The sequence below is a fragment of the Proteus sp. MB838 genome, from assembly GCF_054767435.1.
In genome coordinates, this window is sequence record NZ_BAABMO010000035.1 from 1 (window position 1) to 25,774 (window position 25,774).

Here is a 25,774-nt window from a genome sequence, read left to right on the forward strand (position 1 = left end):
TTGAGCCATTTGCAAGATGATGTTATCCATCACCAAGCGCTCTAAGATTTGTTGGCGCAAAACTTGCTCATCAGGCATTTCTTGCCCGGCATTTTTGGCATTCATTTGCACCGTTTGTAACATTCTATTGACGTCGCTTTCCAGAACGACACCGTTATTGACGATAGCCGATACGCGGTTGAGTTCTTGTGCTGCAAAAGTGGTTGTGCTGGTGGCTGCACCAACCGTGATCATTAAGCCGATAACCAGCGTTTTCCAATTTTTCATAAGTTTCCCATTATGTGTTTTCCGCATTTTGCGCGATGACATATTCATTCAGCCAATTTTGTCGTTTGGGTTAATCAAAACGCTCTTTGATAAGGTAAGATACCGCGCTCAAGCATTTTTTGACTACCTAAACTATGATTGTTACTTAGGCCTCTGAGTTCCAAATTGATTGACCATTTGTTGTCAATATCGCTGTGGTCTTCTTTCCAGCCAACAATTTTACGTTCATAACCAACGTTTACCGCCCAGCAACAGGTGTTATATTGTAAGCCAACCATTTGGCTTACTGGCTCTGAATCTTTGGTATCAAAGTAATAAGCGCCGACCAGTCCCCAACGTTCTGCTAAAGGCCAACTGCCGACAACACCAATTTGAGAAATGCCTTTTTGGTATTCTGGTAGTTGATTGACCCCGCCATCATAAGGGCGAACCCGTGTTGCTTGAATATAATCACGGTCTACATAACGATAGCTCAATTGTAAGAGATGGTCGCTATCACGGCGATACTCCATAATCGCATCACCCATAGAGACACTGCCTAAACGACGGTCATATTGTAAACCACCACGCATACCTAAAGTATCAGTAATACGCCAATATGCATCGCCTGCCCATACCATAGATCCGGTTTCATCTTTGCTATTGATAATTTCATTCGATGAACCTGTTTTCGGACGCTCAAAGAAATAGATTTGACCAACAGAAATATTAAAACGTTCAACCAGTTCACTGTCATAAAAACGTGAAGTAACACCCGCCGTTAATTGGTTTGCAGAAGCAATGCGATCTAGACCACCGTACATTCTGTCACGGAAAAGTCCGCTATAGTTGGATTGTAATAGCGCTGAGTCAAAGTTATTGATATTAGACTGATCTTTATACGGTACATACAGATATTGTACTCGTGGCTCTAACGTTTGCGTAATATCGTTAGTGTCATATTGGCGCTCAAATACCACTTTCATATCTGACTTAAATTGTGGTAGTACGCGGTTGACGCTATCATCAAGTTTTTGATGTGGATACTTCTTCTTATAAGCATCAGGAATATCTTGATCATAATGAGTCGCCATCAATTTAAACTCATTATTAAAGCTTGCCCAGCCAGTGGAGGCAGGTAAGGAAATGGTTGGCTCTATATGATAACGGTTCGCTTCAGGGGTGTTTTCTCCGACACTGGTAAAGCGGACAAATTGTGCATAAGTACGAAAATCAAATGGGCCAATATCATTTTTATAATAATTAAGATCAAGCTGCGGCTCAGCACGATAAGCCCTTGCATCTTTATTATCTGAGAAAATTTGGAACTGTTTAGTGGTTAATGTGGCATTCCAATTTTGCTGAGCATAACCGGTACTGAGTTTTTGCGTCGCATAACCATCAGTGGTATTACCATATTGCGAAGTAAAGTCGGTGAAATATTTGTTATCACTGACTTTTGTGTAGTCAACATTAAAGCGCCACACATTGTTCATCACCCCACTGTGACCCCAATAGAATAACCAACGTGTAGCAGAATCACGCGCCAGATAACCCGCTTTTTCGTCTGCTTTATCTTTATTGTATTGACTGTCGTGGTTGATCCAATCAACCGCAATCGTACCGCGACCCGGTTTTGTTAAATAACGAAATTCATTATCGAGCTTTAAACCACGGCGACTAATATAATTCGTGGTAATAGTCGCATCATAATTAGGGGCAATATTCCAATAGTAAGGCAGTTGGAAGTCAAACCCAGAACTACGAGAATAGTTACCATTAGGAATTAAGAAACCAGAGCGACGTTTATCGCCAATCGGTAATTGCAGATAAGGACTATAGAAGACTGGGACGTTAGCAACACGAAAACGTGCATTCCAAATTTCTGCTACTTGCTCTTCACGATCTAAGATAACCTCAGAGCCGACAACACTCCAACTATCGTCGCCGGGTAGACAAGAGGTAAACATCCCTTTATCCATAATGGTATAGCGGTTTTCGCCACGCATTTGCATTTTATTCGCGTAGCCACGGCCTTGTCGGCCCACCATTTGGTATTTACCTTCTTCGATATCAGTATCTTTATTATTTAGATTAGACCAAGCACGTGGGCCTTTTAAGATGATTTGTGGATCATCATAAGAGACATTACCTGTCGCGGTGACCATTCTTAATGGTGTTTCACCTTCTGTTTGGGTCAACTCAACATTATCTGCGCTTAATGTTTGATTTCCCTGTTTAATGTCTACATTGCCTCTATATTGGATCATGCGTGGGTATTCCCCTTGCATATCCTTAGCCGTAATGGTGACAGGTAATGAGTTAGGATCGCCTTCCACTAATGGCTTATTATAAACAGGGACTCCCAGTAAACATTGAGAGGCAAGATCAGCATATGCAGGCTGAGCATAAATTGTGGCCCAAACTAAGGTGGCCAGCAGTGTGGGATAACTTTTTTTCATGAGTATTTATGTGCTTCCGTCATCAGTGGCTTCTACTGCTAAATAGCGAGAAACTAACGCAGGGAGTTATGCAACACTAGCCCAACGTCCTGAACATTGTTCTAACGGTAACCGAAAAAAGAGCAGTTCCCTTTTTTCGATGTTTCTATGTTGAAATCGGTTTATAGCTTTATTAGAAACAAAAAAACACCGCGCTTGTGCGGTATTTCGTGCTGCATAACAACGCTAAAGCTATTCGTTTGGTCACTTATTTTACTTTAACACAATTTAAACGAAAACAGCATTATCTCTGTGCAAGCAGCTAGCGAAAACCTCATCATTTTAAGAAAAAGTTTATTTGAGCTTGCTTGATGTTAGGTGTGAAAGCAAATGAATAGTATGATAATGCAAAATTGTGAGCAGGGCATTGAAGATTTGAGGAGTCTATGCGCTATTGGGGAAAATTATTAGGCCTTATCATCGGTAGTTTTGCCGGGATCGGCTTTTGGGGCATTGTGATTGGGGTTTTTCTAGGACACCTTTATGGCGTACAAAGAAGTAAATTAAGCTATGGTGGGCGCTATAATCGTGATAGACAAGCCTATTTCTTTGCTGCCACATTCCAAGTCTTAGGGCATTTAACCAAATCCAAAGGACGAGTGACACAAACCGATATCACATTAGCCAGTACGTTAATGGATAGAATGAATTTACATGGGGCAGCACGTCAAGCAGCACAACAGGCGTTTCGAGAAGGTAAAGAGGTTGATTTCCCACTTAGAGCCACCTTACAACGTGTTCGCCAAATTTGTGCCGGTCGTCGTGATTTACTGCAGATGTTTCTGGAAATTCAATTACAAGCCGCATTTGCTGATGGGCAGTTACATCCTAACGAACGTAAAATGCTGTTTATTATTATTGATGAGCTCGGATTTTCTCGCGCCCGTTTTGAACATATATTAGCCATGATGCAGGCGGGGCAAAGTTTTCATTATCAACAAGGGCAAAATTATCAGCCACAAACTCAAGGCCCAACGCTTTCTGACGCCTATAAAGTGTTAGGTATTAAAGAGGGTGATGATGTTAAAACAATAAAAAGAGCTTATCGAAAATTAATGGGAGAACATCATCCTGATAAATTGGTTGCAAAAGGTTTACCACCGGAGATGATGGAAATTGCAAAACAAAAAGCACAAGCTATCCAAGTTGCTTACGATTTGATTAAAAAAGAAAAAGGATTTCGTTAACATCTTGTAAATAAAGATGAGAAAAGAGAGAATTAATCCGTGATGAAGATAACTCAGTCTTAGTTGAGATTATTATTTGTCACGGTAAAATATAAGTGAAATTTAATTATTTCACTCTCATTCTCTTATAAAAGGAACTATATCAATGTCAAACGTCCGTGTTCTTGTTGGGGTAATAGGATTAGCGCTCTGTCTGCTCCTTGCTTCACTAAGTTCGGTGACCGTTTTAGTGTCGTAAGACAGGTTAAAAATCTGCCAGGCATTCAAAATGTATCGGTGAATGAAAGGCCGGATGCGTAATAAATAATTCCTGAGCATGTAACTGCAGGCGAGGTGCGAGTGCTCTTGCCTGCGGATGAGCATAAAAACGATCCCCTAAAATAGGATGACCTAATGCTAGCATATGAACCCGTAGCTGATGGGAGCGTCCGGTTATTGGTGATAGTTTTACCCGCGTTGCATTTTCTTCATATTCCAACACTTCATAAAAAGTTTGTGCAGACTTTCCTGTTTCATAACATACTTTTTGCTTAGGTCGATTAGGCCAATCGCAGATCAACGGCAGATCAACTAATCCTTGTGGTTTTTCAAGCTTTCCCCAGACACGGGCAATATAGGTTTTTTTCGGCTCTCGTTCACGAAATTGGCGTTTTAATTCACGCTCGGCGGCTTTATTAAGCGCAACAACCATCACACCACTCGTGGCCATATCAAGGCGATGAACAGATTCCGCATCAGGAAAATCGGCTTTTATACGCGACATAATGCTGTCGTGATGTTCTAGCGCTTTGCCGGGTACAGATAGCAATCCACTGGGTTTATTAACAACAATAATATGCTCATCTTGATATAAAACGTGTAACCAAGGATCAGTGGGGGGGTTATAAACTTCCATCATAGTGGATATCTCAGCAAAATAACGGGGGAGATAAAGCTTTCCCCCGTTTTAACAGTGATTATTGGTGGGTAACAACAATTAAACGGATCGCATCTAAGCGCCATGTCGCTTCATCTAAGTGGTTAAGAATATGCGTACGCTCATTTTCAATTGCTTCAACTTCGTCATCACGTATATTTGGGTTAACGGCACGTAATGCCTCTAAGCGTGATAACTCATGTGTTAATGCGTTGTCAGCTTCTTGCTTCGCTTGTTCAATTAGCGTTTTCGCTTCCGCTTCCATTAAGGATTCAGATGCTTTTAGTACATGATGAACTTCATTTTGTACCGCATTGACCAATTTGCTGGATGTGTGGCGATTTACCGCATTTAATTGGCGGTTAAAACTTTCAAATTCAACTTGTGATGCAAGATTATTACCTTTTAAATCAAGTAATAAGCGTACTGGAGTTGCCGGTAAGAAGCGAGTTAAATGAAGATGTTTAGGGGCTTGCGCTTCTACGACATAAATCAGTTCAACTAATAGCGTACCTACAGGTAATGCTTTGTTTTTCAATAAAGAAACCGCACAACTACCTGTATCACCAGATAAGACTAAATCTAAACCATTACGGATAATAGGATGTTCCCAACTGATAAATTGCGTATCTTCACGAGAGAGTGCGTGCTCTCTATCAAAGGTAATTGTACAACCATCTTGCGGTAATCCTGGGAAGTCAGGAACTAACATATGATCTGATGGCGTTAATACAATTAAGCTATCACTACGATCTTCTTGGTTAATGCCCACAATATCAAATAAGTTTAAGGCGAAGTTAACCAGATCGGGATCGTTATCTTGCTCTGCAATCTTATTCGCTAACTCAACGCCAACTTCACCGCCGTTAGAGTGCATTTCTAATAGACGGTCACGACCTTGTTCTAGTTTGAGTTTCATCTCATCATGTTGCTTACGACAAGAAACGATAAACTTATCAAAATCACCTAGTTCATTAGGTTGAGCAAGATAATTGACTAGCGCATCATATTCGTTGTCATAAATTGTACGACCCGTCGGGCAGGTATGTTCAAATGCATCTAACCCTTCGTGATACCAACGTAATAGAACAGATTGAGCGGTTCCTTCAAGATAAGGCACACTGATATCAATGTCGCGGTTTTGACCGATACGATCAAGACGACCAATACGTTGTTCTAATAAATCAGGATTAAAGGGGAGATCAAACATCACTAGTTGATTAGCAAATTGGAAGTTACGCCCTTCTGAACCGATTTCAGAACATAGTAACACTTGTGCGCCTTCCTCTTCTGAGGCGAAATAAGCGGCTGCACGATCTCGTTCAAGTAAAGACATCCCTTCATGGAATACTGCAGCACGAATACCTTCACGTTCACGTAAAACTTGTTCTAATTGCAATGCTGTGGCGGCTTGAGCACAAATGACTAATACTTTTTCATGACGATTGGCGGTTAAAAAGCCTAGTAGCCATTCAACGCGTGGATCAAAGTTCCACCATGTGGCATTTTCACCTTCAAACTCTTGGTAGATACGTTCAGGATAGAGCATCTCTTTTGCTCGTACTTCGAGGCTCTTTTTCGCTGCCATAATCTCAGCCACCTTAATGGCGGTTTGATACTGAGTTGGTAGTGGCATTTTTATTGCGTGCAACAGTCGGTTAGGAAAGCCTTTGACGCCGGAGCGAGTATTGCGAAATAACAGACGACCCGTACCGTGTCTATCCATCAACATATGAATAAGTGCTTGGCGAGATTTTGTACGCTCTTCACCTTGGGTATTAGAGGCTTTTAGCAACGGCTCTATATCTTGCTCGCTGATCATCTCACTGATGCTATTTTGCTGTTCGTTATTTAAATCATCTTCTGAAAGCAAAATGGTTACCGCATCGGCTACGGGGCGATATTTTTGTTGTTCATTAATAAATTCGTTGTAATCGTGGAAACGATTAGGATCGAGCAAACGTAAGCGGGCAAAATGGCTTTCTTGACCAAGTTGCTCCGGTGTTGCGGTTAATAACAATACAGAAGGGATCGCTTCAGCTAGCGTTTCGATAACTTGGTATTCTCGGCTTGGTGCCTTTTCACTCCATACCAGATGGTGGGCTTCATCGACAACTAACATATCCCAAGTCGCTTCAACAAGGTGTTCAAAGCGTTGTTTGTTTTTACGCACAAAGTCTAATGAGCAAATGATCATCTGCTCTGTTTCGAAAGGATTATCGCTATCTAATAAAGATTCGCTATAACGGCTATCATCAAACAGTGAAAAACGTAGGTTGAAACGACGTAACATCTCAACTAACCACTGATGTTGTAAGCTTTCAGGAACGATAATTAAAACACGCTCAGCGCGTCCATCCATAATTTGCTGGTGGATTATCATACCCGCTTCGATAGTTTTACCTAGCCCAACTTCATCTGCTAATAAAACACGTGGGTTATAACGTTTACCCACTTCATTAGCAATATAGAGCTGATGAGGAATAAGACTTGCGCGAATACCACGTAGACCACTTTGTGCTTGCTTAAACTGTTCGCTCATAAATTTACGCGCACGATAGCGTAAAGCAAAACGATCCATACGGTCTATTTGACCGGCAAAAAGACGATCTTGTGGCTTATTAAAAGTGAGTTTGTTATCTAAGAATACTTCACGCAGTTGTGCTGGCTCTTCGGTATCTAAACGTACGCCGTGATAAATAAGTAAGCCATTATCTTCCACAACGTTGTCGATGGCGAGCTTCCAGCCTTCATGGCTGGTGACAGCATCCCCCACATTAAACATCACCCGCGTTATTGGGGCATCATGGCGGGAATAAAGACGATTTTCGCCACATGCAGGAAAAAGTAAGGTCACCATACGGGCATCAATTGCCACAACAGTACCTAGTCCAAGTTCGCTTTCTGTATCGCTAATCCAACGTTGACCAAGAGTAAAAGGCATATATATAAACTCAGCTCTCAAATATATAATTTATTAAATCATTATTAATGAATGCAGTATTGCGGTGTTGTCATCCAATCTACGGGATAAAAAATAGTATCTTTCTCAAGATGAGAAAAAAGGTGATTATCACCAAAGGGGCGTTATGTTAATAGATGCAAAGCAAGCCGTCACCTGCAAAATAACACATCTTAAAAAGAGAGCGTCATTTGCCCATTTAACAAGGTAGAAAAATCATCTTGTAGAAATGGCAAAATAGCATCTGCTATCGGCATTAATTGCTTATTAATGTAGTGTTCATAGTCAGGTGTCGAAGTGATATGCTCTAACGGCTCTGGCCCCAAGTGAGTAATTATATAACTAATCCAACCGCCTTGCTGATATTGTTGCGGCCTATTTTGTAATTGATTATAGTCATCCGCTAATCGAGCTGCTTTGACGTGAGGGGGGATATGGTGCTGGTAGTCTGATAATTTTCGTCGCAATCTTTTTCGATAAACCAGTCTATCATCATATTTTCCTAATAGCGTATCAGCAACATAATCACGAATAAACTGTTGATAAGGTTGCTGATTAAAGATGCGTGTATAAAGCTCTTTTTGAAAAGCTTGCGCCAGTGGTGTCCAGTCTGTTCTGACTGTTTCCAATCCTTTAAACACCATTTTATCATGACTTAGCCCTGCATAACGTTTTTTACTTCCGGTTTCCATGCCTCGAATAGTGGGCATCAAGAATCGGCGATAATGGGTTTCGTACTCAAGCTCTAATTGGCTATCAAGCTGGTAAGTTTCAGTCAGATAGCTTTTCCACCATTGATTAACATCTTGCGCTAATTGACGACCGATCTGCTCTGCTTGTACTTCGTTATGAGCGGCTTTAAGCCAAACAAAAGTAGAATCAGTATCACCATAAATCACTTGATAGCCTTTTGACTCAATTAATTCACGGGTCTTTTTCATTATTTCATGACCACGTAAAGTAATTGATGAAGCCAATCGAGGATCAAAAAAACGACAGCCTACCGAGCCTAATACACCATAAAAAGCATTCATAATAATTTTCAATGCTTGAGAGAGCGGGGCGTTGTTATGACGTTTAGCATTATCTCGTTCATGCCAGATTTGTGAAACAATGGTGGGTAAACAGTGTTTTTCTCGTGAAAACCACGCTTGACGAAAACCGGGAACGGCATGTGTGCTATCAGGGTGATGCATACCTTCAATCATTCCCACCGGATCGATTAAAAAGGTGCGAATAATAGAGGGATATAGGCTTTTATAGTCCAGTACCACCACTGAGTCATAGAGACCCGGTGTTGAGTCCATGACAAAACCACCAGGGCTATGCTCTTCGGGTTTTTCACCTTGATTGGGGGCAACATAACCAAGACGATGCATTGAGGGTAAATAGAGGTGAGTAAATGCTGCGACAGAGCCACCACTTCTATCTGCTGCCAGTCCTGTTACACTGGCTCTTTCTAATAAGAATTCCATTAAGTGTGTGGTATCAAAGATACGATTAACCAAGACACAATCTTGCCAGTTATAATACGCTAAGGCGGGCTTATCCTCTTTAAAACGGCGATTGATTTCGTCCATTCTGGCATAAGGTGTATCAATCGCTTTCCCTTCCCCTAACAGTGTTTGAGCAACTGACTCTAGGCTAAAAGAGGGAAAATTCCATGTCGCCATTTTTAAAGCATCAATACCATCAATAATTAAACGCCCTTGTGCTGAGGCAAAAAAGTGCCCCGCTTTAAAACCATGTTCACGCCACTCTAATGGGGTATTTTGTCGTCCTAATAATAAATTGATCCCGTAACGCTGAGCATGGGTATGCAAGATACGCAAATCAAATTGAATAAGATTCCAACCAATAATTGCATCAGGATCGTACTCTTGCATCCAAGCATTTAGTTTTTCAAGGAGTTGTAATCGACTACTTACATAGCACAGACGATAGCCTTCAGGTTGTTGGCTTTCTTGAACTTCTGGGAGGGTGTCACTAAGCATAAAAACAACGTTATCACCGCAACCGGCTAATCCAATAGAATAAAGCTCACCAAACTCACTGGTTTCAATATCTAAAGAGACGGTACGTAATGTAGGACGATAATCACTGGCAGGTTTTAGCGTGACAGTATGACTATTTTGATAACGAAACCATACAGGCGCGGTGATAAAACGCTCCATCATATAGCGTTCATGTGGGCGGATATCGGCTTCATATAGGCGAATATTATACTGTTTTAATTGCTGTTCAAGCTGGGTAAGTTGGCGGTATTGTTTACAATAAACCCCCAAAACAGGTTGTCTTTCAAAGTCTTTTAACGCCAGAGGACGAATATCAATATCGCGATTATGACCAACCACTGAGCGTAATATACTTTCATTTTGTTGGGCAACAAAACCAATAGCATACTGCTTTGCAACCGTGACTTTACGCGGTCCATTTTCTGTCGCCAACCAATAGGAGACAGCGATACCTTGTGGGGTATCACTCCAATGGCGGGTAAGAATAAAGCCTTGCTCTGTGTGGTATGTCATAAATAATACATATCAAGTAAGTGAAGATATGTTTATTATAGTTAAATTAGTGGTTATTTATACAGCTATATTTCAATAGATTAATTAAAAGGTATCCCTAAAAGCAGTGATTGATCCACTTCGCCTTTGATTAATGACGCTGTATTTCCATCATAGACAATGGTGCCATTATCAATAACAAGCGCTCTTGGTGCGATTTTATGAGCATCTTCTAAGCTGTGAGACACCATGAGTAAAGTGAGATTTTTTTCATCACAAATTTGTTCTAATAATGTCAGCATTTCGATACGTAATGCGGGATCAAGGGCGGAAAAAGGTTCGTCTAACAATAAAATAGGCTGTTCACGTACCAGACAACGGGCAATTGCCACTCGTTGACGTTGACCTCCTGATAGCTGTGAAGGTAAACGCTCTAGATAATCACTTAAAGAAACCTGTTTGGCTCGACTTTCTAATAGTGCTTTCTGTGCCACAGTGAGCTTTAGCCCTGGATCTAGCCCTAAACCAATATTTTGTCTTACCGTGAGATGAGGAAAAAGATTGTTATCTTGAAATAACATCGAGATAGGGCGTTGGGCAGGGGCTGTTTTGGTATGATCTTTCCCTTTTAAAAATAATGAGCCTGACTCTGAGGGCAGAAAACCCGCTATTAAGCTGAGTAATGAGCTTTTACCTGCACCACTGGGACCTAAAATAGCAATACGCTCCCCCGCTTTTACCGTTAAATTAAAGGTCAGATGTTGGTGCTCATAGGTATAAGAAAGCTGCTCTAACTTAATCATAGGATTTTCCTGAAACGCGTTCGATAAGGCTAAAAAGCGTGAAACATAACAGCAAAAGGAGCATCGCGGTGACAGCGCCATCTTGTGTGTGATAAGCACCGATTTGCTGATAGAGGTAAAAAGGTAATGTTCTAAAAGTTTCATTTCCAAATAAGGCAACAATACCAAAATCACCAATGGAAATGACACAAGCAAAAGCCAGTGCTTGTGATAGTGGCTTTTTCAAAGCGCGTAGCTCTATCCAACGTAGACGATTAATACCTCGCAAATTAAGGGAAGCACATAATAGATTATAGCGGGCTGCAATATCATTCATTGGGTTTTCAAGTACTTTTAAAGCATATGGAATAGCCATAAGCGCATTAGTGAGGATCACTAAAAGATAGGGGGATTCAGGTAATCCGGTTGTGCTGTTTAATAATAGAAAAAAGCCCGTCGCTAATACAATGCCCGGCATAGCTAGAATAATGAGTCCACTCATTTCCAGCGCTTGTCCGGCCTTTTTAAAATGGCGTAAGCGTAATTCTCGACTACTCCAGAGCAACATCATCGTTAAAATAACACAAAGTCCCCCAGCGCCAAGTGCAATAATTAATGATGTTGTAAAGGCTTGCCAAAGTACCGGCTGTTGTAGAACACCTAATAATTGACTGTTTAAGCCATCACTTATCACCGCTAATAACGGAGGAAGTAAAAAGAGCATAGCAAGTACGATAATTAAACTATCCGTTATTTTATTGATTAATGAGTCGCTAGGATCACGCCAGCTTAGTTTTTGATGACTACCGACAAAGAGTGTTCCCTTTAATTTTTGGCTAACAAGTACTAATCCTAAGCAGCAAAATAGCTGAATTAATGCTAATAGCGCTGCACGATGTAAATCGTAGTCATAACTTAATGCTTGATAAATTGCCAATTCAACAGTTGTTGCCGCAGGCCCACCTCCCAGCGCTAATACAGTCGCGAAACTTGCAAAGCAGAGCATAAAAATCAGTGATGCAGTAGGCAGGATTTGTCGCCATAAATAGGGCCACTCGAGAAAACGAAAACGTTGCCAGCCATTCATTCCCAATTGTGATGCTAATTGGCGTTGCTCGGTAGAAATACTTTCCAAGGCTTGTAACAACATTCTGGTAGCCAGTGGCATATTGAAAAAAATATGTGCGAGTAAAATGCCTTGTAAACCATAAGGCATAAAATGGTAATCAATCCCTAACCATTGGCATATTTGAGCCAGCCACCCCATGCGACCATACACAGTTAAAATGCCAAATAGCGCCACTAACACCGGTAGAACTAAACTCATTGCACATAAGCGTAAAAAGAGCGTTCTGCCAACAAACTGGCGTCGATAGAGCGCTTTTGCTAACCAAATTGCCGGTAAAATGGAAAATAGCGCGGATAAAAATGCTTGCCAAAAAGTAAAGCGCACCACATGCCATAGGTAACTATCAGCAAAAATAGTCGATAAATCACCACTTGGCGCGTTAAACCATAAAGCACCGAAGGAGAGAAGGGCGACGGTAAGTAATAATCCCGAGGCACATAGCCCCGGGATAAGCCATTTACCCATTAGCGGCTAACCGCAGATTGCCAATTACGTGTCCATGTTTGGCGCTCTTTGGCTACCACATCAGCATCAAATTGTAATGACTTTTGCGGTTTAGGCATAACGGAGTAGACCTCAGGTAGTGGCATATCAATAACAGGATACATCCAATTAGTGGTTGGGATGGTTTCTTGGAAAGCGGGGGTTAGCATAAATTGCATAAATTGCTGAGCTAATTCTGGCTGTTTGCTGGATTTTAGCTTGGCTGCAACTTCTACCTGTAAATAGTGTCCTTCATCAAAAATAGCAGCCGCATAATTGTCTTTTTTATCAGCCAAAATATGGTAGCCCGGAGATGAGGTGTAACTAAGCACAAAATCCCCTTCTCCTTTCAAGAATAAGCCATAGGACTCACTCCAGCCTTTGGTTACTGTCAGTGTTTTATTCGCCAATTTTTGCCACTGCTCAGCGGTATTGTTTGGATACAGTGATTGCATCCATAACATTAAGCCTAAGCCGGGGGTACTGGTACGTGGATCTTGATAAAGGATTTTCCACGGCTGTTGGCTATTTAACAACTCATCCATGCTTTTAGGGGGATGAGTAATACGATTTTTATCGTAAATAAAAGCGAAATAACCGTAGTCATAAGGCACAAAAGTGTCATCAGTCCATTTTTCAGGTAATGCCAGTTTTGATGTATCAATATTGCTTGGTGCAAAAAGTCCGGTCTGTTTTGCCGCATGAATAAGATTGTTATCTAGCCCTAAAATAATATCTGCCTTACTTTTACTCCCTTCCATACGTAAACGATTAAGGAGAGAAACTCCATCCGAAAGGGCAACCAGTTTTAGCTCACAATCACATTGTTGTTCAAATGCTTTTTTAATTGCCGGACCAGGCCCCCAATCCGCGGTAAAAGAGTCATAGGTATAGACGGTAAGTGTGGGTTTGGTTTGTTGTGCATTTGCGGCAAAAGCACTGAACAAACCTAGTGCACTGAATAAAAGAGTTGAACGAAGAGAATTTATTAACACGCTATTTTCCTCAGTAAAAAGTCAAGTAGGATCTGAGGAGTGAGGAGGCAAATGAGTTATTATTGCGCCATCCTGACTCAAATCCCTACGCCAGTATTAGCTGGATCAGGTTCCACGAGTTTTTCTCAGCTTAAAAAAGCACCCCGTTGAGACATTCCCATTGTAGATAAATACTCACGTTGTGCAAAGTCTGTTGATAGTGGTTTACCGTTTGTGGGTAGTATGAAACAATGAGTTATCTTTCAAGTTTGGTTATTGAGGTAGTCTGGTGATCGATGATGATGGCTACCGCCCGAATGTGGGGATTGTAATTTGTAATCGGCAAGGGCAAGTGCTTTGGGCCCGTCGCTATGGACAACATTCATGGCAATTTCCTCAAGGGGGAATTAATCCTGGAGAATCACCAGAACAAGCCATGTATCGTGAGTTGTTCGAAGAAGTTGGATTAAGTCGTAAGGATGTTAAAATCCTTGCCTCCACGCGTAACTGGTTACGTTACAAGTTACCTAAGCGTTTGGTGCGTTGGGACACAAAACCTGTTTGTATTGGACAAAAACAGCGTTGGTTCCTTTTGCAGTTAACAAGTAACGACAAGGACATTAATGTTCAGCAGAGCAAAACGCCAGAGTTTGATGGTTGGCGTTGGGTTAGCTATTGGTATCCTGTTCGTCAAGTCGTCTCTTTTAAACGAGATGTATATCGTCGCGTGATGAAAGAGTTCGCACCAGTAGTTATGCCATTACAAGAACAAGTGTCTATGTCTCGTCCTTCCTATGGATATCGCCGTAAAAGGTATTAGATAACACTATGCTGACACGTTTGCGGGAAATTGTAGAAAAAGTGGCTATGGCAGCGAGTCTGCCAGAAGCACTTGAACTACTAGTGAAAGAAACGTGTCAAGCCATGCACACGGATGTGTGTTCTATTTATCTTGCCGATATTCCTCATCGCTGTTTCTATTTAATGGCCACAAAGGGATTGAAAAAGCCGAAAGGACGTGCCGTCAGCCTCTCATTTGATGAGGGGGTGGTGGGTGAAGTAGGACGTCTTTCTGAGCTGATTAATCTGGCTGATATTCGTGAACATCCTAATTTTACCTATCTGCCACAAGTAAAAGAGGATGATCTGCGCGCTTTTCTCGGCGTGCCCATTGTCTATCGTCGTCAGTTACTTGGGGTGCTGGTGGTTCAGCAAAAAGAGCGACGCTTATTTAATGAAAGCGAAGAATCTTTTATGGTGACACTAGCCACCCAATTAGGGGCGATATTGTCGCAAGTGCAAACGAAAGGATTATTTGGACAATATCGTCAAAGCCGTATTAAAGCCCTATCCGTTTCTACGGGGTAGTGATGGCATATGGTTGGCAAGAGATGTCTCAGCCAACCTTAGATCATGTTTTTAAAGCAAGTGCACTGGATATAAAAAGTGAATTAAACCGATTAACGGTCGCCTTAGAAGATGCGACATCGGAGTGTCGCCGTTTTAGTAAGCGCTTTATGGCAAATTCACAAAAAGAGAGTGCGGCTATTTTCGATCTCTATTCGCATTTACTTAACGATCCCCAATTAAGACAAAAAATGACTGGGGTTATACAACAAGGCTATGTTGCTGAGTGGGCAGTAAAAGTGGTGATAGAGAAGTTTTCTGCACAGTTCTCAAGTCTTAAAGATAGTTATATGCGAGAACGAGCTTCAGATTTAAAAGCATTAGGTCAGCGCTTACTATTTCATTTAGATGATGATCTCAGTACGACAAATACATGGCCAGATCGCTTTATTCTTGTGGCGGATGAGCTTAGTGCCAATCTATTGGCTGAGTTGCCAGAACAACAACTGGCAGGGGTGATAGTTCGTGATGGTGCGACTCATTCACACTCAGCGATTTTAGTGCGAGCAATGGGGATCCCTGCCATTATGGGGGCAGATATTCAACCGGAGCTACTTCACAACCGAATGCTGATTCTTGATGGTTATCGTGGTGAGATTTTTATTGAACCAGAACCCTTTATCATGCAGGAATATCGGCAAATTATTGATGAAGAAAGAGTATTGAGTCAACTTGCTGAAGAGCAGCTTGAACAGCAAGCGGTATTAAAAAATGGTGAATCCATCAGTGTGCAATTAAATGCAGGGCTAAGCATTAAATATGAACAACGTATTAGCGTTGGTATAGATGGTGTCGGTCTTTATCGCACAGAAATCCCTTTTATGTTACAAAGCGGTTTTCCTTCCGAAGATGAACAAAAAAACCGTTATCGTGAAATCTTATCATTTTTTCCCAATAAACCCGTCGTACTACGTGCTTTAGATATAGGTGCAGATAAACAGCTTCCTTATATGCCGATAAATGAGGAGAACCCTTGTTTAGGGTGGCGGGGGATCAGAATATTACTTGATCAGCCAGAAATATTTCTGATCCAACTACGAGCGATGTTAAAAGCTAATCTTGAATTTAAAAATTTGAAAATATTGTTGCCGATGGTGACAAGTATTGATGAAATTGAAGAAGCGAAAGCATTGTTACTAAGAGCATGTGCTGAAGTTAGCCGAGAAATGAAATGCGAATGCATTCTACCACCTGTGGGGATCATGCTTGAAGTCCCCTCATTGGTCTTTATGTTACCGCAATTAGCACATCGAGTAGATTTTATCTCGATTGGTACCAATGATTTAACGCAATATTTACTTGCAGTCGATCGTAATAATACCCATGTAGCACTGCTCTATGATAATTTGCATCCTGCATTACTGCGTTCGCTTAATATTATTGCTTTAGAATGCCAACGTTATCAGTTACCAGTCAGTGTTTGTGGTGAAATGGCGGGTACGCCGATGGGGGCATTGCTACTAATAGGGCTAGGTTTTCGTCAGTTAAGCATGAGTGGCCGTAGTTTACCTAGGGTAAAATACTTATTGCGCCATCTAGATCCTGCTATCTTACAGCCTTTTATGCAACAGGTGTTGAAAGCTGAAACGGCAATAGAGATAAAAAAATTGTCTGCTGATTTTATGGAAAGACAAGGATTAGGTGGATTAATTCGCGGAGGTATCTGATAGGCCTTCGTATAAACTTTTTGTCTAAGGGGTTATCCACATCGACCCATAGATAGAAAATCATTAATAAAGTGAAGTAGGGAAGAATGAGTATAAACTACCTTAAATTTCCAGAAATCGATCCAGTTATGTTTTCTATCGGGCCAGTATCTTTGCACTGGTACGGCATGATGTATTTGATTGGATTTGTGTTTGCATTATGGCTAGCAAACCGCAGAGCGGCAAAACCTAACAGTGGTTGGCAAAAAAGTGAAGTCGAAACATTACTTTATGTAGGGTTTGTGGGCGTGTTTATTGGTGGGCGTCTAGGATATGTTTTATTCTATAACTTACCGGTATTTTTAGATAATCCACTTTACCTATTTAAAGTCTGGGATGGCGGAATGTCCTTCCACGGTGGCTTAATTGGGGTGATCTGCGCCATGATTTGGTTTGCTCGTCGCACTAAACGTCACTTTTTTCAAGTCGCAGACTTTGTTGCTCCATTAATCCCATTTGGTTTAGGTTTAGGACGTATTGGTAACTTTATTAATGGAGAGCTTTGGGGGAGAGTCACCTTAGATACCCCGTGGGCGATTTTATTCCCAGGCTCCCGTGCAGAAGATCTACAGCTTGTCGCGCAAGATCCCACTACACTATTACCTATCATTCAGCAATACGGCGTATTGCCTCGCCACCCATCGCAACTCTATGAAATGTTCCTAGAAGGCGTGGTATTATTTATTATTCTGAATATCTTTGTGCGCAAAAATCGTCCTATGGGCAGTGTATCGGGGTTATTCTTAATTGGTTATGGTGCTTTCCGTATTATTGTTGAATTCTTCCGCCAACCTGATGCGCAATTAGGTTTATTTAGCGGTATCAGCATGGGGCAAATTCTTTCCATTCCAATGATAATATTAGGCATTATCTTTATGGTGTGGGCGTATCGTCGCGATAAAGCCACTCCACAGACGCCAACAACACACTAACTATTATTAGCTAACAAAAAAGAGAGACTACATGAAGCAGTATCTGGCATTGTGTCAACGCATTATCGATGAAGGTGAATGGATTGATAATAAACGGACAGGAACCCGTTGTTTAACGGTGATAAATGCCGATCTGGAATATGATGTTGCCAATAACCAATTTCCACTCATAACAACACGTAAAAGTTTTTACAAAGCCGCGATTGCGGAACTATTAGGGTACTTACGTGGTTATGATAATGCAGCACAATTTCGTGCTATTGGCTGTAATACGTGGAACGCGAATGCTAATGAAAATAGCGCATGGTTAAATAATCCGCATCGTAAGGGTGAAGATGATATGGGCCGAGTCTATGGTGTTCAAGGACGCCAATGGCAACGCCCTGATGGCTCGCACTTTGATCAATTACGTAAAGTGATAGATAACTTAACTAACGGTATTGACGATCGTGGTGAGATAGTCACTTTTTATAATCCCGGAGAAACAGCGTTAGGGTGTTTACGTCCATGCATGCATACACATACTTTTTCATTGCTCGGTGACAGACTTTATTTAACCTCATATCAACGTAGCTGTGATGTCCCATTAGGGTTGAATTTTAATCAAATTCAATGCTTTGTATTATTAGCGCTGGTGGCTCAAATCACAGGGCATAAACCAGGTAAAGCATTCCATAAGATAGTTAATGCTCACATTTATGAGAACCAATTACCTCTGATGCGTGATGTTCAACTAAAAAGAGAGCCATTGCCATTACCTAAGCTACATATTAATCCAAACATTAAGACATTAGATGATATAGAAACTTGGGTCACGACAGATGACTTTAGTGTTGAAGGTTATCAGTGTCACGAGGCGATAAAATACCCGTTTACGGTGTAGTTTAACTCACTGATTTGGTTTAACACTTAATAACCCCCAATAGTTGAATTCGATTATTGGGGGTTTTTGATATACAAAACACCCCCTTTATTGGGGTTTATTTGTATATCAAGGTAATGTACTATACTCAAATATACAAAATAACCCCTCGTTGGGGGTGATTTAGTAGAGGTTGATATGGAGTTAATAAGAGCAATTAATGTTTTTAACAAATTCAGTAAGCAAGGTAGAAATATCTTCCTCACCAAAGATTTAAAAATGCTTTTTCCTGATGAGTCTCCGAAAACATTACAAAAATCAGTTGACCGGCTGATCGCGCATGATGTGCTACGCCGAGCATCAAAAGGTGTATATATCTATACTCAAGGTTCATTGGGGCCTTACCCTTTAGAACGTCTGGCCGAAAATATTCGACGAGGCCACTACAACTATATTAGTTTGGAATCCGCTCTATCTCAGTACGGTGTAATTTCACAGATCCCCATCGACAGACTTACGATTATGTCCACAGGCCGGTCTGGAGAGTTTGTAACGCCTTGGGGCGTTATTGAGGTTACCCATACTGCCAAGAAGCCTCTTGAAATACTCAATACTACGGTGGAAGGAAGGGGGCCATTAAGAATTGCAACAAAGGAGACTGCCATTAAGGATCTAATGAAGGTTGGCAGGAATACACACCTCATCCAACGTGAGGAATTAAACTATGTCTGATTTTGTCAATTTTAATGAGCTGGTTGACAGCATTGTCATCGAAAAGGATTACGGCGCGAACAGGCCTGTCGTGGAAAAAGAATTGCTACATTATGACATTCTTTATGCTCTTTCCGCCACAGGGCTTTTAAAGCACATCACATTTCAGGGCGGTACATCGCTTAGGCTTTGCTATGGATCAAACAGATTTAGTGAAGATCTGGACTTTGCTGGTGGTCGTGACTTCTGTTCAGCGCAACTGCTTGAGATTAAAGCGTGTATTGAGAAATATGTTGGTGAACGATATGGCTTGGAGGTTGTGGTTAAAGAGCCAAAAGAGCTAAGAAAAGAACCTGATTATGCAGATGTAAAAGTCGATAAGTGGCAAATATCAGTGACTACCAATCCAGGAAAAAAAGACCTACCAAAGCAGAAGATCAAAGTGGAAATAGCCAACATTCCTGCATACACCAACACCCTTCGAACGCTTGTTAAAAACTATGAGCAGCTTCCTAGTGGCTATTCTGACCTGATTATTAGAGTGGAAGAGCTCACGGAGGTCATGGCTGATAAATTGGTTTCATTCCCAGCAACAACCTCACGTATTCGGTATAGAGATATGTGGGATTTGGTGTGGTTGCACCAGAAAGGGGTTAAACCAGACGCTGAACTGGTAATGAAAAAGGTTGCCGATTATAAGCTCAATGAGCATTTTGAGGAATGGTTGCAAGCAAGAATTGAGTCTTTGTCTGCATTGGTTGCGAGTGAAAAGTTTAAGGGAGAGATGAAGCGATTCTTACCTGTGTCTGTCGTAGATAGAACTCTCCTTCACCCAGATTTTCTTGAATTTTTACAAATTACTCTTCATGAACTGCTAGTCACTATCCAAACAGATATTTATGGAAGTAAAGATCCGAAGCCAGTAAAAAAATTTGAAATGTAGCACTCCAGCTAAGCCCGAACCTTTGAAGTGACCCCCAATAGTTGAATTTAATTATTGGGGGTTTTTGATATCAAAAAATAGTCATTTTATTGTTATTAACTTAAAAAATATCGTATTGCGTAACCTCTCTTAAATTTGATGAGCTTTTATTTACCTATCTGGTTTTTGCCTGCATTGTTATTGAGATAAAACAGTAACAATGACAAGGAAAACAAGTAGGAGGCATGGATGACAGGCAATCATTATTCCCACTCTAAACATTTAGGGAGTAGCTTATTCGAGGTGCTTATTGTTATGGCTATAGTAGCAATATTGAGCGCTTTATCCTTGAGCTCATATCATCAGTTGTTACGCCAACGCCAGTTAGTTCAAAGTGTAAGAGAAGTGATGGCGTTTTTAGCTTATCAACAACAACGCTCACTGCTCTTTAATTGCAAAGTGCAAATTGTATTGTGGCTATCACCTATTAATAAATTAGAGGCAAAATCGTTAACAACACCCACAACCAAAGAAAGTATTCAATTAGGGTTAAACAATCAGCTTATTCGCTCTACAGCAACACGCTTTACATTTTGTGGCTTACGCCAAACATTACGACCGATGCATTTTGTGCTGTCAAATGGTGATGAAGAGGTCAAAATTATTATCTCTTCATTAGGGCGTATTCGAGCGTGCAGTCAGACAATAAAGGCATTTTCAGTATGCTAAAGCGTCCTTTGTCTATTCAACATCATGATTTTGCGGGTTTTATGTTGATGGAGTGCCTCTTTGTGATGACGATAAGTAGTATTTTATTAGTTTGTATTGGACGTGCTTATCCTTATATTATCAATGAGTTAACTTCTTCTTATCAACAATATCGTTTAGAGATTTATCTAAAACAGCGTTTGCAGTTACTGGAGACGCAATTAAGGCGAGCAGGGTACTGCAATGGTGATTGCACTGTTAAAAAAGCTTCTTTACCTGCATCACTTAAAATAGGTCATTATCCTTATCACCCTCATGGCTCTTGTGTTTTGTTTGTTTACGATATGAACAATAACGGCCGTTGGGAGAGTCCAGAAGAACAAGAGAGTGATTACTTTGGTTTTAGATTAAAAAACGGTCAGCTTGAACAACGTCGTGGTGTGCAAAATTGTGATTCAACAGGTTGGCAACAGATCTTCGAAAAAGAAGAAATTGAGGTGACAGAATTTATCTTAACTCCCTATACACACTATTCTCCAATAAAAAAACGTGCATTTAACTATCTATCATTATCATTAAAATTCCAAGCAAAACAAAATATTAACCTAAAAGTACACTATCAAACATCAATACTATTAAGGAATATTTCGTGATAACGACACAGGGAACAATAAAGGAGCAACAGGGTGTCATCGGTCTGATGGCTGCAGTAGGTTTTATGGTGATAAGTTTATCGTTACTGACAAGTTTTGCTTATCATTATCGTCAATGTCAATTAATGGTGATGCAAGAGTTACAAGCAAAGCAGACCTTTTTATTCGCTGGATCTGCGTTGTCATGGGGAATGACCTTAACATGGGATTTATCGCCTTCTCGTCTTTACCAATGGCAATGTCGTACTTTTACTGCTGAGCCTAATATGAAAAGCTGTTTCTCTTTGAGAGGAAAGACAAGCGCTTTACTACTCGGAGAGGCTAAAAGTCATAGCGGAGATAAGATATCTCATTATCAATGGATTAATCTGGTTGGTAAGGAAAAACTGCATATTGAAGCCCAACCGAATGGTTGGCTAGACTACTGTCCACTAGTTAAAGAAGGCTGTATTTGATAATAAATACTTAATTAATCATGAAAGAAAAGAAGATAGTATGCTAATTAATATGGTGTCAGTATTGCTATTCTTTAATATTAGCTTTGTCGCTATTATAGGGTATAGCCAAGCCTTAAAAGTTGATTTTCAGCGCTTAGTGGCTATCCAACAAGCCGGAGCGTCTCTTTTTGCTTTTTATGGGCAAATGTCATTCAACTCTGTTGATAACCTTAAAATAATGACACAATCACTTATTGAAGCGGAAGGCTGTCAAAAAATAGAGGGATCGATAACCCACCATTCAGGTTATGTGACACGCTTATACCATTGGTCATGTGATTAATAAAATGAGGATCTGATGTTCCATATTTACCATTCAAATCAATTATCACTACTTAAATCACTGATGGTACATTTTATGCAAAATCGGCCACTATCATCGCCTTTTGAGCAAGAAGTGATTTTAGTGCAAAGTCCCGGAATGTCGCAGTGGTTACAAATCCAATTAGCAGAAAGTTTGGGTATTGCTGCTAATATCCGTTATCCATTACCCGCTACTTTTATTTGGGAAATGTTTACTCGGGTATTATCAGGTATACCTAAAGAAAGTGCGTTTTCTAAAGATGCCATGACATGGAAACTAATGGCATTATTGCCTAATTACCTTGATGATCCGGCATTTAAACCCTTGCTACATTATCTTAAAGATGATGAAGACAAACGTAAATTACATCAACTAGCGGGGCGTGTGGCGGATCTCTTTGACCAATATCTGGTTTATCGTCCCGATTGGTTGTCGGCATGGGAAAATGATCAACTAATTGATGGCTTGAGTGACAATCAATACTGGCAAAAAACACTGTGGTTGGCACTGCAACGCTATACAGAAGATCTTGCGCAACCTAAATGGCATCGTGCTAATCTTTATCAACAATTTATTTCTACTTTGAATGATGCGCCTATGGGGGCGCTTGCGCACTGTTTTCCATCGCGTATTTTTATTTGTGGTATTTCAGCATTGCCACAAGTCTATTTGCAAGCACTGCAAGCAATCGGCAGACATACCGAAATCTATTTATTGTTTACTAATCCTTGCCGCTATTACTGGGGAGATATTCAAGATCCAAAATTCCTCGCTCGTCTAAATAGTAGAAAGCCTCGACATTATCAGCAACTTCATGAACTACCTTGGTTTAAAGATGAACAAAATGCATCGACACTATTTAATGAGGAAGGGGAGCAAAATGTCGGCAATCCACTATTAGCGTCTTGGGGAAAGTTAGGTAAAGATAATCTCTATTTTCTTTCTGAGCTTGAATATAGCGATGTGTTAGATGCTTTTGTTGATATACCAAGAGATAATTTATTACATCAACTTCAGGCCGATATACTCGATTTAGAGGATTTTTCACAAATAGGTCAGACGCTTGAGGATTACCAAAGTAGTGAAAAAAAGCGGATCATTGCCAATGATGATCGCTCTTTGACCTTTCATGCTAGCCATAGCCCACAACGGGAAGTCGAGGTATTACAAGACCAATTACTGCATCTCCTCGAGCAAGATGCTGATTTATTACCGCGAGATATTATTGTTATGGTGGCGGATATTGATAGCTATACGCCCTATATTCAAGCCGTATTTGGTAATGCGCCCGCAGAGCGTTATATTCCTTTTGCCATTTCAGACCGAAAAGCTCGCCAAGTACATCCTGTCTTACAAGCTTTTATCACTTTATTAGAATTACCTCAAAGCCGTTTTACCGCAGAGCAAGTGCTTGCATTACTTGAAGTACCCGCCTTAGCTGCACATTTTGCCATTTTTGAAAATGAGTTGAAGCTACTACGGCGCTGGGTTGAAGAGTCAGGTATACGTTGGGGATTAGATGATGAAAATGTGGCCTCCTTTTTATTACCTGTGACAGGAAAAAATACGTGGGAGTTTGGGTTATTAAGGATGCTTCTTGGTTATGCGATGGACAGTGAGGCAGGGCCGTGGCAAGGGGTACTGCCTTACGATGAATCAAGTGGCCTAGTCGCTGAGTTAGCAGGGCATCTAGCAGATTTTTTATATACCTTAAGTGAATGGCGAACACGATTAAGCGAAACTCGAAACTTAGAAGAGTGGCTTGATATCGGTCAACAGCTTGTTGATGCCTTTTTTGACACTGATGAAGAGACAGAGCTGGTATTGGCGCTTATCACACAACAGTGGCAAAAGGTGATAAAAAATGGTCTAGAGGCGCACTATCAACATGAAATTCCATTAGTGCTGATCCGCGATGAACTTACAGTGCGTTTTGATGATGAGAAAATTAGCCAACGCTTTTTAGCCGGAAGCCTTAATTTTTGCACCTTAATGCCAATGCGTTCAATTCCATTTAAAGCAGTCTGTTTATTGGGAATGAATGATGGGGTCTACCCACGTAATATTCAGCCATTAGGATTTGATTTAATGGCAGAAAAACGTCGTCGAGGTGATAGAAAACGTCGTGATGATGATCGCTACCTGTTTTTAGAAGCATTAAGCTCAGCAGAAAAATACCTTTATATCAGTTATATTGGTAAGTCTATTCGTGACGATCGCGAATGTAATCCTTCGGTATTGATTAAAGAGTTACAAGATTATATTGGGCAAAATTTCCGTTTAAGGGAAGATGCATCATTAAATGTTGATGACAGTGCGCAGCGTATCATCAGCCACTTATTAACCCAACATAGTCGAGTGCCTTTTGCGCCAGAAAACTTTAAAACGGATGCTCTATATCGCTCTTATGCCGCTGAATGGTTACCCGCAGCAAGTGGGAAAGGGACTGCTCACCAAGCATTTTCAACGCCATTAAATAAAAAAATTGAGAAAGTCTCTTTAGATGAACTATCACGCTTTTATCGCCATCCCGTACGTGCTTTTTTCCAGCAAAGTCTAAAAACGAATTTTGTTATTGAAGAGACCGAGCTACCGGAAGAAGAGCCTTTTGTCATTAATGCATTACAACGTTATCTATTAAACCAATGGTTATTAAAAGCCTTAATCGAAGGGACATCAACAGAAGCACTTTATGAACGCATTAAAGCTGCTGGAAAATTACCAGCTAGTGCGTTTGGTCAAATTTATTGGGAGCAACAAATAGAAACGTTGCAACCTTTAGCCGAAAAAGTCAGAAGTGAACGTTTAGCAACCCATTCTGTCACAATAGAATACCAATTTAATACGATCCCATTAATTGGTCGTTTAAATGAAGTACAAGCCGATGGGTTACTCCGTTGGCGACCCGCCACATTAACAGCTAATGATCTACTGCAATTATGGATAGAACATCTCGTGTACTGCTTAAGTGGTGGAACTGGCGAAAGCCGTTTTTATGGTAGAAAAGAGTCGCAATGGTGTCTATCACCGGTGTCTGCGGATATTGCGTATTCAACCCTTGAAAGATTGATCCAAGATTATCAAACAGGGATGAATACACCTTTAGCCTTATTCGCCAACAGTGGTTGGGCTTGGTTACAAGCTTGCTTCGATAAAAAAACACAGACGTTTTTATTTGATGATGAAGAGATACAAAACAAGGCAGAATTGGTATTAACGCAATATTTAACCGATAGCTATAACCGAGAAGGTGAAATGAATGATATCTATATTCAACGTGTATTTCATCAGCTTGATGCACCTTTTCTTGAGGCAGTAAAACAGACCACGTTAGCCATATTTAAGCCAATCATTCCATTTATAAAAAAATAAGGGAGCTCATATC

The 25,774-nt window shown here is 40.7% G+C and carries 18 protein-coding genes, 2 pseudogenes and 1 riboswitch; of the genes and pseudogenes, 12 read left to right on the plus strand and 8 right to left on the minus strand.

The features are described from left to right. Positions 1 to 267, minus strand: a pseudogene (locus tag ACYUCW_RS14130) (peptidylprolyl isomerase SurA); the annotation flags it as partial. Positions 268 to 341: 74 nt separating this feature from the next. Next, complete coding sequence (lptD, locus tag ACYUCW_RS14135; RefSeq protein WP_460408842.1) at positions 342 to 2,708, minus strand: LPS assembly protein LptD; 2,367 nt, start codon at positions 2,706 to 2,708, stop codon at positions 342 to 344. A 425-nt stretch (positions 2,709 to 3,133) separates the two neighbouring features. Between lptD and djlA the strand changes: the two genes are divergently transcribed. Next, positions 3,134 to 3,934, plus strand: a complete 801-nt coding sequence (gene djlA, locus ACYUCW_RS14140; protein ID WP_460408844.1) for a co-chaperone DjlA — start codon at positions 3,134 to 3,136, stop codon at positions 3,932 to 3,934. Positions 3,935 to 4,178: 244 nt separating this feature from the next. Here djlA and rluA read toward each other — a convergent pair whose 3' ends face one another. The 6 genes from rluA to thiB all read right to left on the minus strand — a co-directional run bounded on the left by rluA (position 4,179) and on the right by thiB (position 13,708). Beyond that, positions 4,179 to 4,832 carry a bifunctional tRNA pseudouridine(32) synthase/23S rRNA pseudouridine(746) synthase RluA gene (gene rluA, locus ACYUCW_RS14145; protein WP_004245532.1) on the minus strand — a complete coding sequence of 218 codons (654 nt, stop codon included), beginning with the start codon at positions 4,830 to 4,832 and terminating at the stop codon, positions 4,179 to 4,181. Positions 4,833 to 4,890: 58 nt separating this feature from the next. Then, complete coding sequence (gene rapA / locus ACYUCW_RS14150) at positions 4,891 to 7,794, minus strand: RNA polymerase-associated protein RapA (RefSeq protein WP_460408846.1); 2,904 nt, start codon at positions 7,792 to 7,794, stop codon at positions 4,891 to 4,893. A gap of 191 nt (positions 7,795 to 7,985) precedes the next feature. After that, entirely contained in the window at positions 7,986 to 10,340 is a 2,355-nt protein-coding gene (locus ACYUCW_RS14155; RefSeq protein WP_163748520.1) for a DNA polymerase II, read from the minus strand. Between the two features lie 80 nt (positions 10,341 to 10,420). Continuing rightward, positions 10,421 to 11,122, minus strand: coding sequence for a thiamine ABC transporter ATP-binding protein ThiQ (gene thiQ, locus ACYUCW_RS14160; RefSeq protein WP_004245527.1), 702 nt, complete (start codon positions 11,120 to 11,122; stop codon positions 10,421 to 10,423). Beyond that, positions 11,115 to 12,695, minus strand: a complete 1,581-nt coding sequence (gene thiP, locus ACYUCW_RS14165; protein WP_163748518.1) for a thiamine/thiamine pyrophosphate ABC transporter permease ThiP — start codon at positions 12,693 to 12,695, stop codon at positions 11,115 to 11,117. Before thiP ends, thiQ begins: the two co-directional genes overlap by 8 nt. Next, complete coding sequence (thiB, locus tag ACYUCW_RS14170; RefSeq protein WP_004250228.1) at positions 12,695 to 13,708, minus strand: thiamine ABC transporter substrate binding subunit; 1,014 nt, start codon at positions 13,706 to 13,708, stop codon at positions 12,695 to 12,697. Before thiB ends, thiP begins: the two co-directional genes overlap by 1 nt. Positions 13,709 to 13,772: 64 nt before the next feature. Next, a riboswitch (TPP riboswitch) is annotated at positions 13,773 to 13,864 on the minus strand. A 112-nt stretch (positions 13,865 to 13,976) separates the two neighbouring features. On the opposite strand from thiB, the gene rppH reads away from it, so the two are divergent. The 11 genes and pseudogenes from rppH (at position 13,977) to recC (ending at position 25,761) form a co-directional block, all read left to right on the plus strand. Continuing rightward, the gene (gene rppH / locus ACYUCW_RS14175) at positions 13,977 to 14,507 is read left to right on the plus strand and encodes an RNA pyrophosphohydrolase (protein ID WP_004245524.1); all 531 of its coding nucleotides are present in this window, start codon (positions 13,977 to 13,979) and stop codon (positions 14,505 to 14,507) included. A gap of 8 nt (positions 14,508 to 14,515) precedes the next feature. After that, positions 14,516 to 16,761: pseudogene (gene ptsP / locus ACYUCW_RS14180) on the plus strand (phosphoenolpyruvate--protein phosphotransferase). Between the two features lie 86 nt (positions 16,762 to 16,847). Further along, on the plus strand, positions 16,848 to 17,732 hold the full coding sequence (gene lgt / locus ACYUCW_RS14185) for a prolipoprotein diacylglyceryl transferase (RefSeq protein ID WP_004245522.1): 885 nt from the start codon (positions 16,848 to 16,850) through the stop codon (positions 17,730 to 17,732). A gap of 31 nt (positions 17,733 to 17,763) precedes the next feature. Next, positions 17,764 to 18,615: a thymidylate synthase gene (locus tag ACYUCW_RS14190; protein ID WP_104731819.1), complete on the plus strand. Its 852-nt coding sequence runs from the start codon at positions 17,764 to 17,766 to the stop codon at positions 18,613 to 18,615. Positions 18,616 to 18,792: 177 nt separating this feature from the next. Continuing rightward, the gene (abiEi, locus tag ACYUCW_RS14195) at positions 18,793 to 19,326 is read left to right on the plus strand and encodes a type IV toxin-antitoxin system AbiEi family antitoxin (RefSeq protein WP_004245520.1); all 534 of its coding nucleotides are present in this window, start codon (positions 18,793 to 18,795) and stop codon (positions 19,324 to 19,326) included. Further along, positions 19,319 to 20,248 carry a nucleotidyl transferase AbiEii/AbiGii toxin family protein gene (locus ACYUCW_RS14200; protein WP_163748516.1) on the plus strand — a complete coding sequence of 310 codons (930 nt, stop codon included), beginning with the start codon at positions 19,319 to 19,321 and terminating at the stop codon, positions 20,246 to 20,248. Before abiEi ends, ACYUCW_RS14200 begins: the two co-directional genes overlap by 8 nt. A gap of 228 nt (positions 20,249 to 20,476) precedes the next feature. Further along, positions 20,477 to 20,956, plus strand: coding sequence for a prepilin-type N-terminal cleavage/methylation domain-containing protein (locus ACYUCW_RS14205; protein ID WP_012368318.1), 480 nt, complete (start codon positions 20,477 to 20,479; stop codon positions 20,954 to 20,956). Further along, positions 20,950 to 21,588, plus strand: coding sequence for a prepilin peptidase-dependent protein (locus ACYUCW_RS14210; RefSeq protein ID WP_036918972.1), 639 nt, complete (start codon positions 20,950 to 20,952; stop codon positions 21,586 to 21,588). Before ACYUCW_RS14205 ends, ACYUCW_RS14210 begins: the two co-directional genes overlap by 7 nt. Next, positions 21,585 to 22,043, plus strand: coding sequence for a DUF2509 family protein (locus tag ACYUCW_RS14215; protein ID WP_004245516.1), 459 nt, complete (start codon positions 21,585 to 21,587; stop codon positions 22,041 to 22,043). Before ACYUCW_RS14210 ends, ACYUCW_RS14215 begins: the two co-directional genes overlap by 4 nt. A 40-nt stretch (positions 22,044 to 22,083) precedes the next feature. After that, a complete protein-coding gene (locus ACYUCW_RS14220) occupies positions 22,084 to 22,368 on the plus strand; it encodes a hypothetical protein (RefSeq protein WP_004245514.1) in 285 nt (94 codons plus the stop codon). Positions 22,369 to 22,383: 15 nt separating this feature from the next. After that, positions 22,384 to 25,761, plus strand: coding sequence for an exodeoxyribonuclease V subunit gamma (gene recC, locus ACYUCW_RS14225; RefSeq protein ID WP_036918967.1), 3,378 nt, complete (start codon positions 22,384 to 22,386; stop codon positions 25,759 to 25,761). Positions 25,762 to 25,774: the final 13 nt, after the last annotated feature.

Coding starts and splice junctions, on each gene's coding strand:
- lptD (WP_460408842.1), bottom strand. CDS start 2,708: ATGAAAAAAAGTTATCCCACACTGCTGGCCACCTTAGTTTGGGCCACA.
- djlA (WP_460408844.1), top strand. CDS start 3,134: ATGCGCTATTGGGGAAAATTATTAGGCCTTATCATCGGTAGTTTTGCC.
- rluA (WP_004245532.1), bottom strand. CDS start 4,832: ATGATGGAAGTTTATAACCCCCCCACTGATCCTTGGTTACACGTTTTA.
- rapA (WP_460408846.1), bottom strand. CDS start 7,794: ATGCCTTTTACTCTTGGTCAACGTTGGATTAGCGATACAGAAAGCGAA.
- ACYUCW_RS14155 (WP_163748520.1), bottom strand. CDS start 10,340: ATGACATACCACACAGAGCAAGGCTTTATTCTTACCCGCCATTGGAGT.
- thiQ (WP_004245527.1), bottom strand. CDS start 11,122: ATGATTAAGTTAGAGCAGCTTTCTTATACCTATGAGCACCAACATCTG.
- thiP (WP_163748518.1), bottom strand. CDS start 12,695: ATGGGTAAATGGCTTATCCCGGGGCTATGTGCCTCGGGATTATTACTT.
- lgt (WP_004245522.1), top strand. CDS start 16,848: ATGAGTATAAACTACCTTAAATTTCCAGAAATCGATCCAGTTATGTTT.
- ACYUCW_RS14190 (WP_104731819.1), top strand. CDS start 17,764: ATGAAGCAGTATCTGGCATTGTGTCAACGCATTATCGATGAAGGTGAA.
- abiEi (WP_004245520.1), top strand. CDS start 18,793: ATGGAGTTAATAAGAGCAATTAATGTTTTTAACAAATTCAGTAAGCAA.
- ACYUCW_RS14200 (WP_163748516.1), top strand. CDS start 19,319: ATGTCTGATTTTGTCAATTTTAATGAGCTGGTTGACAGCATTGTCATC.
- ACYUCW_RS14205 (WP_012368318.1), top strand. CDS start 20,477: ATGACAGGCAATCATTATTCCCACTCTAAACATTTAGGGAGTAGCTTA.
- ACYUCW_RS14210 (WP_036918972.1), top strand. CDS start 20,950: ATGCTAAAGCGTCCTTTGTCTATTCAACATCATGATTTTGCGGGTTTT.
- ACYUCW_RS14220 (WP_004245514.1), top strand. CDS start 22,084: ATGCTAATTAATATGGTGTCAGTATTGCTATTCTTTAATATTAGCTTT.
- recC (WP_036918967.1), top strand. CDS start 22,384: ATGTTCCATATTTACCATTCAAATCAATTATCACTACTTAAATCACTG.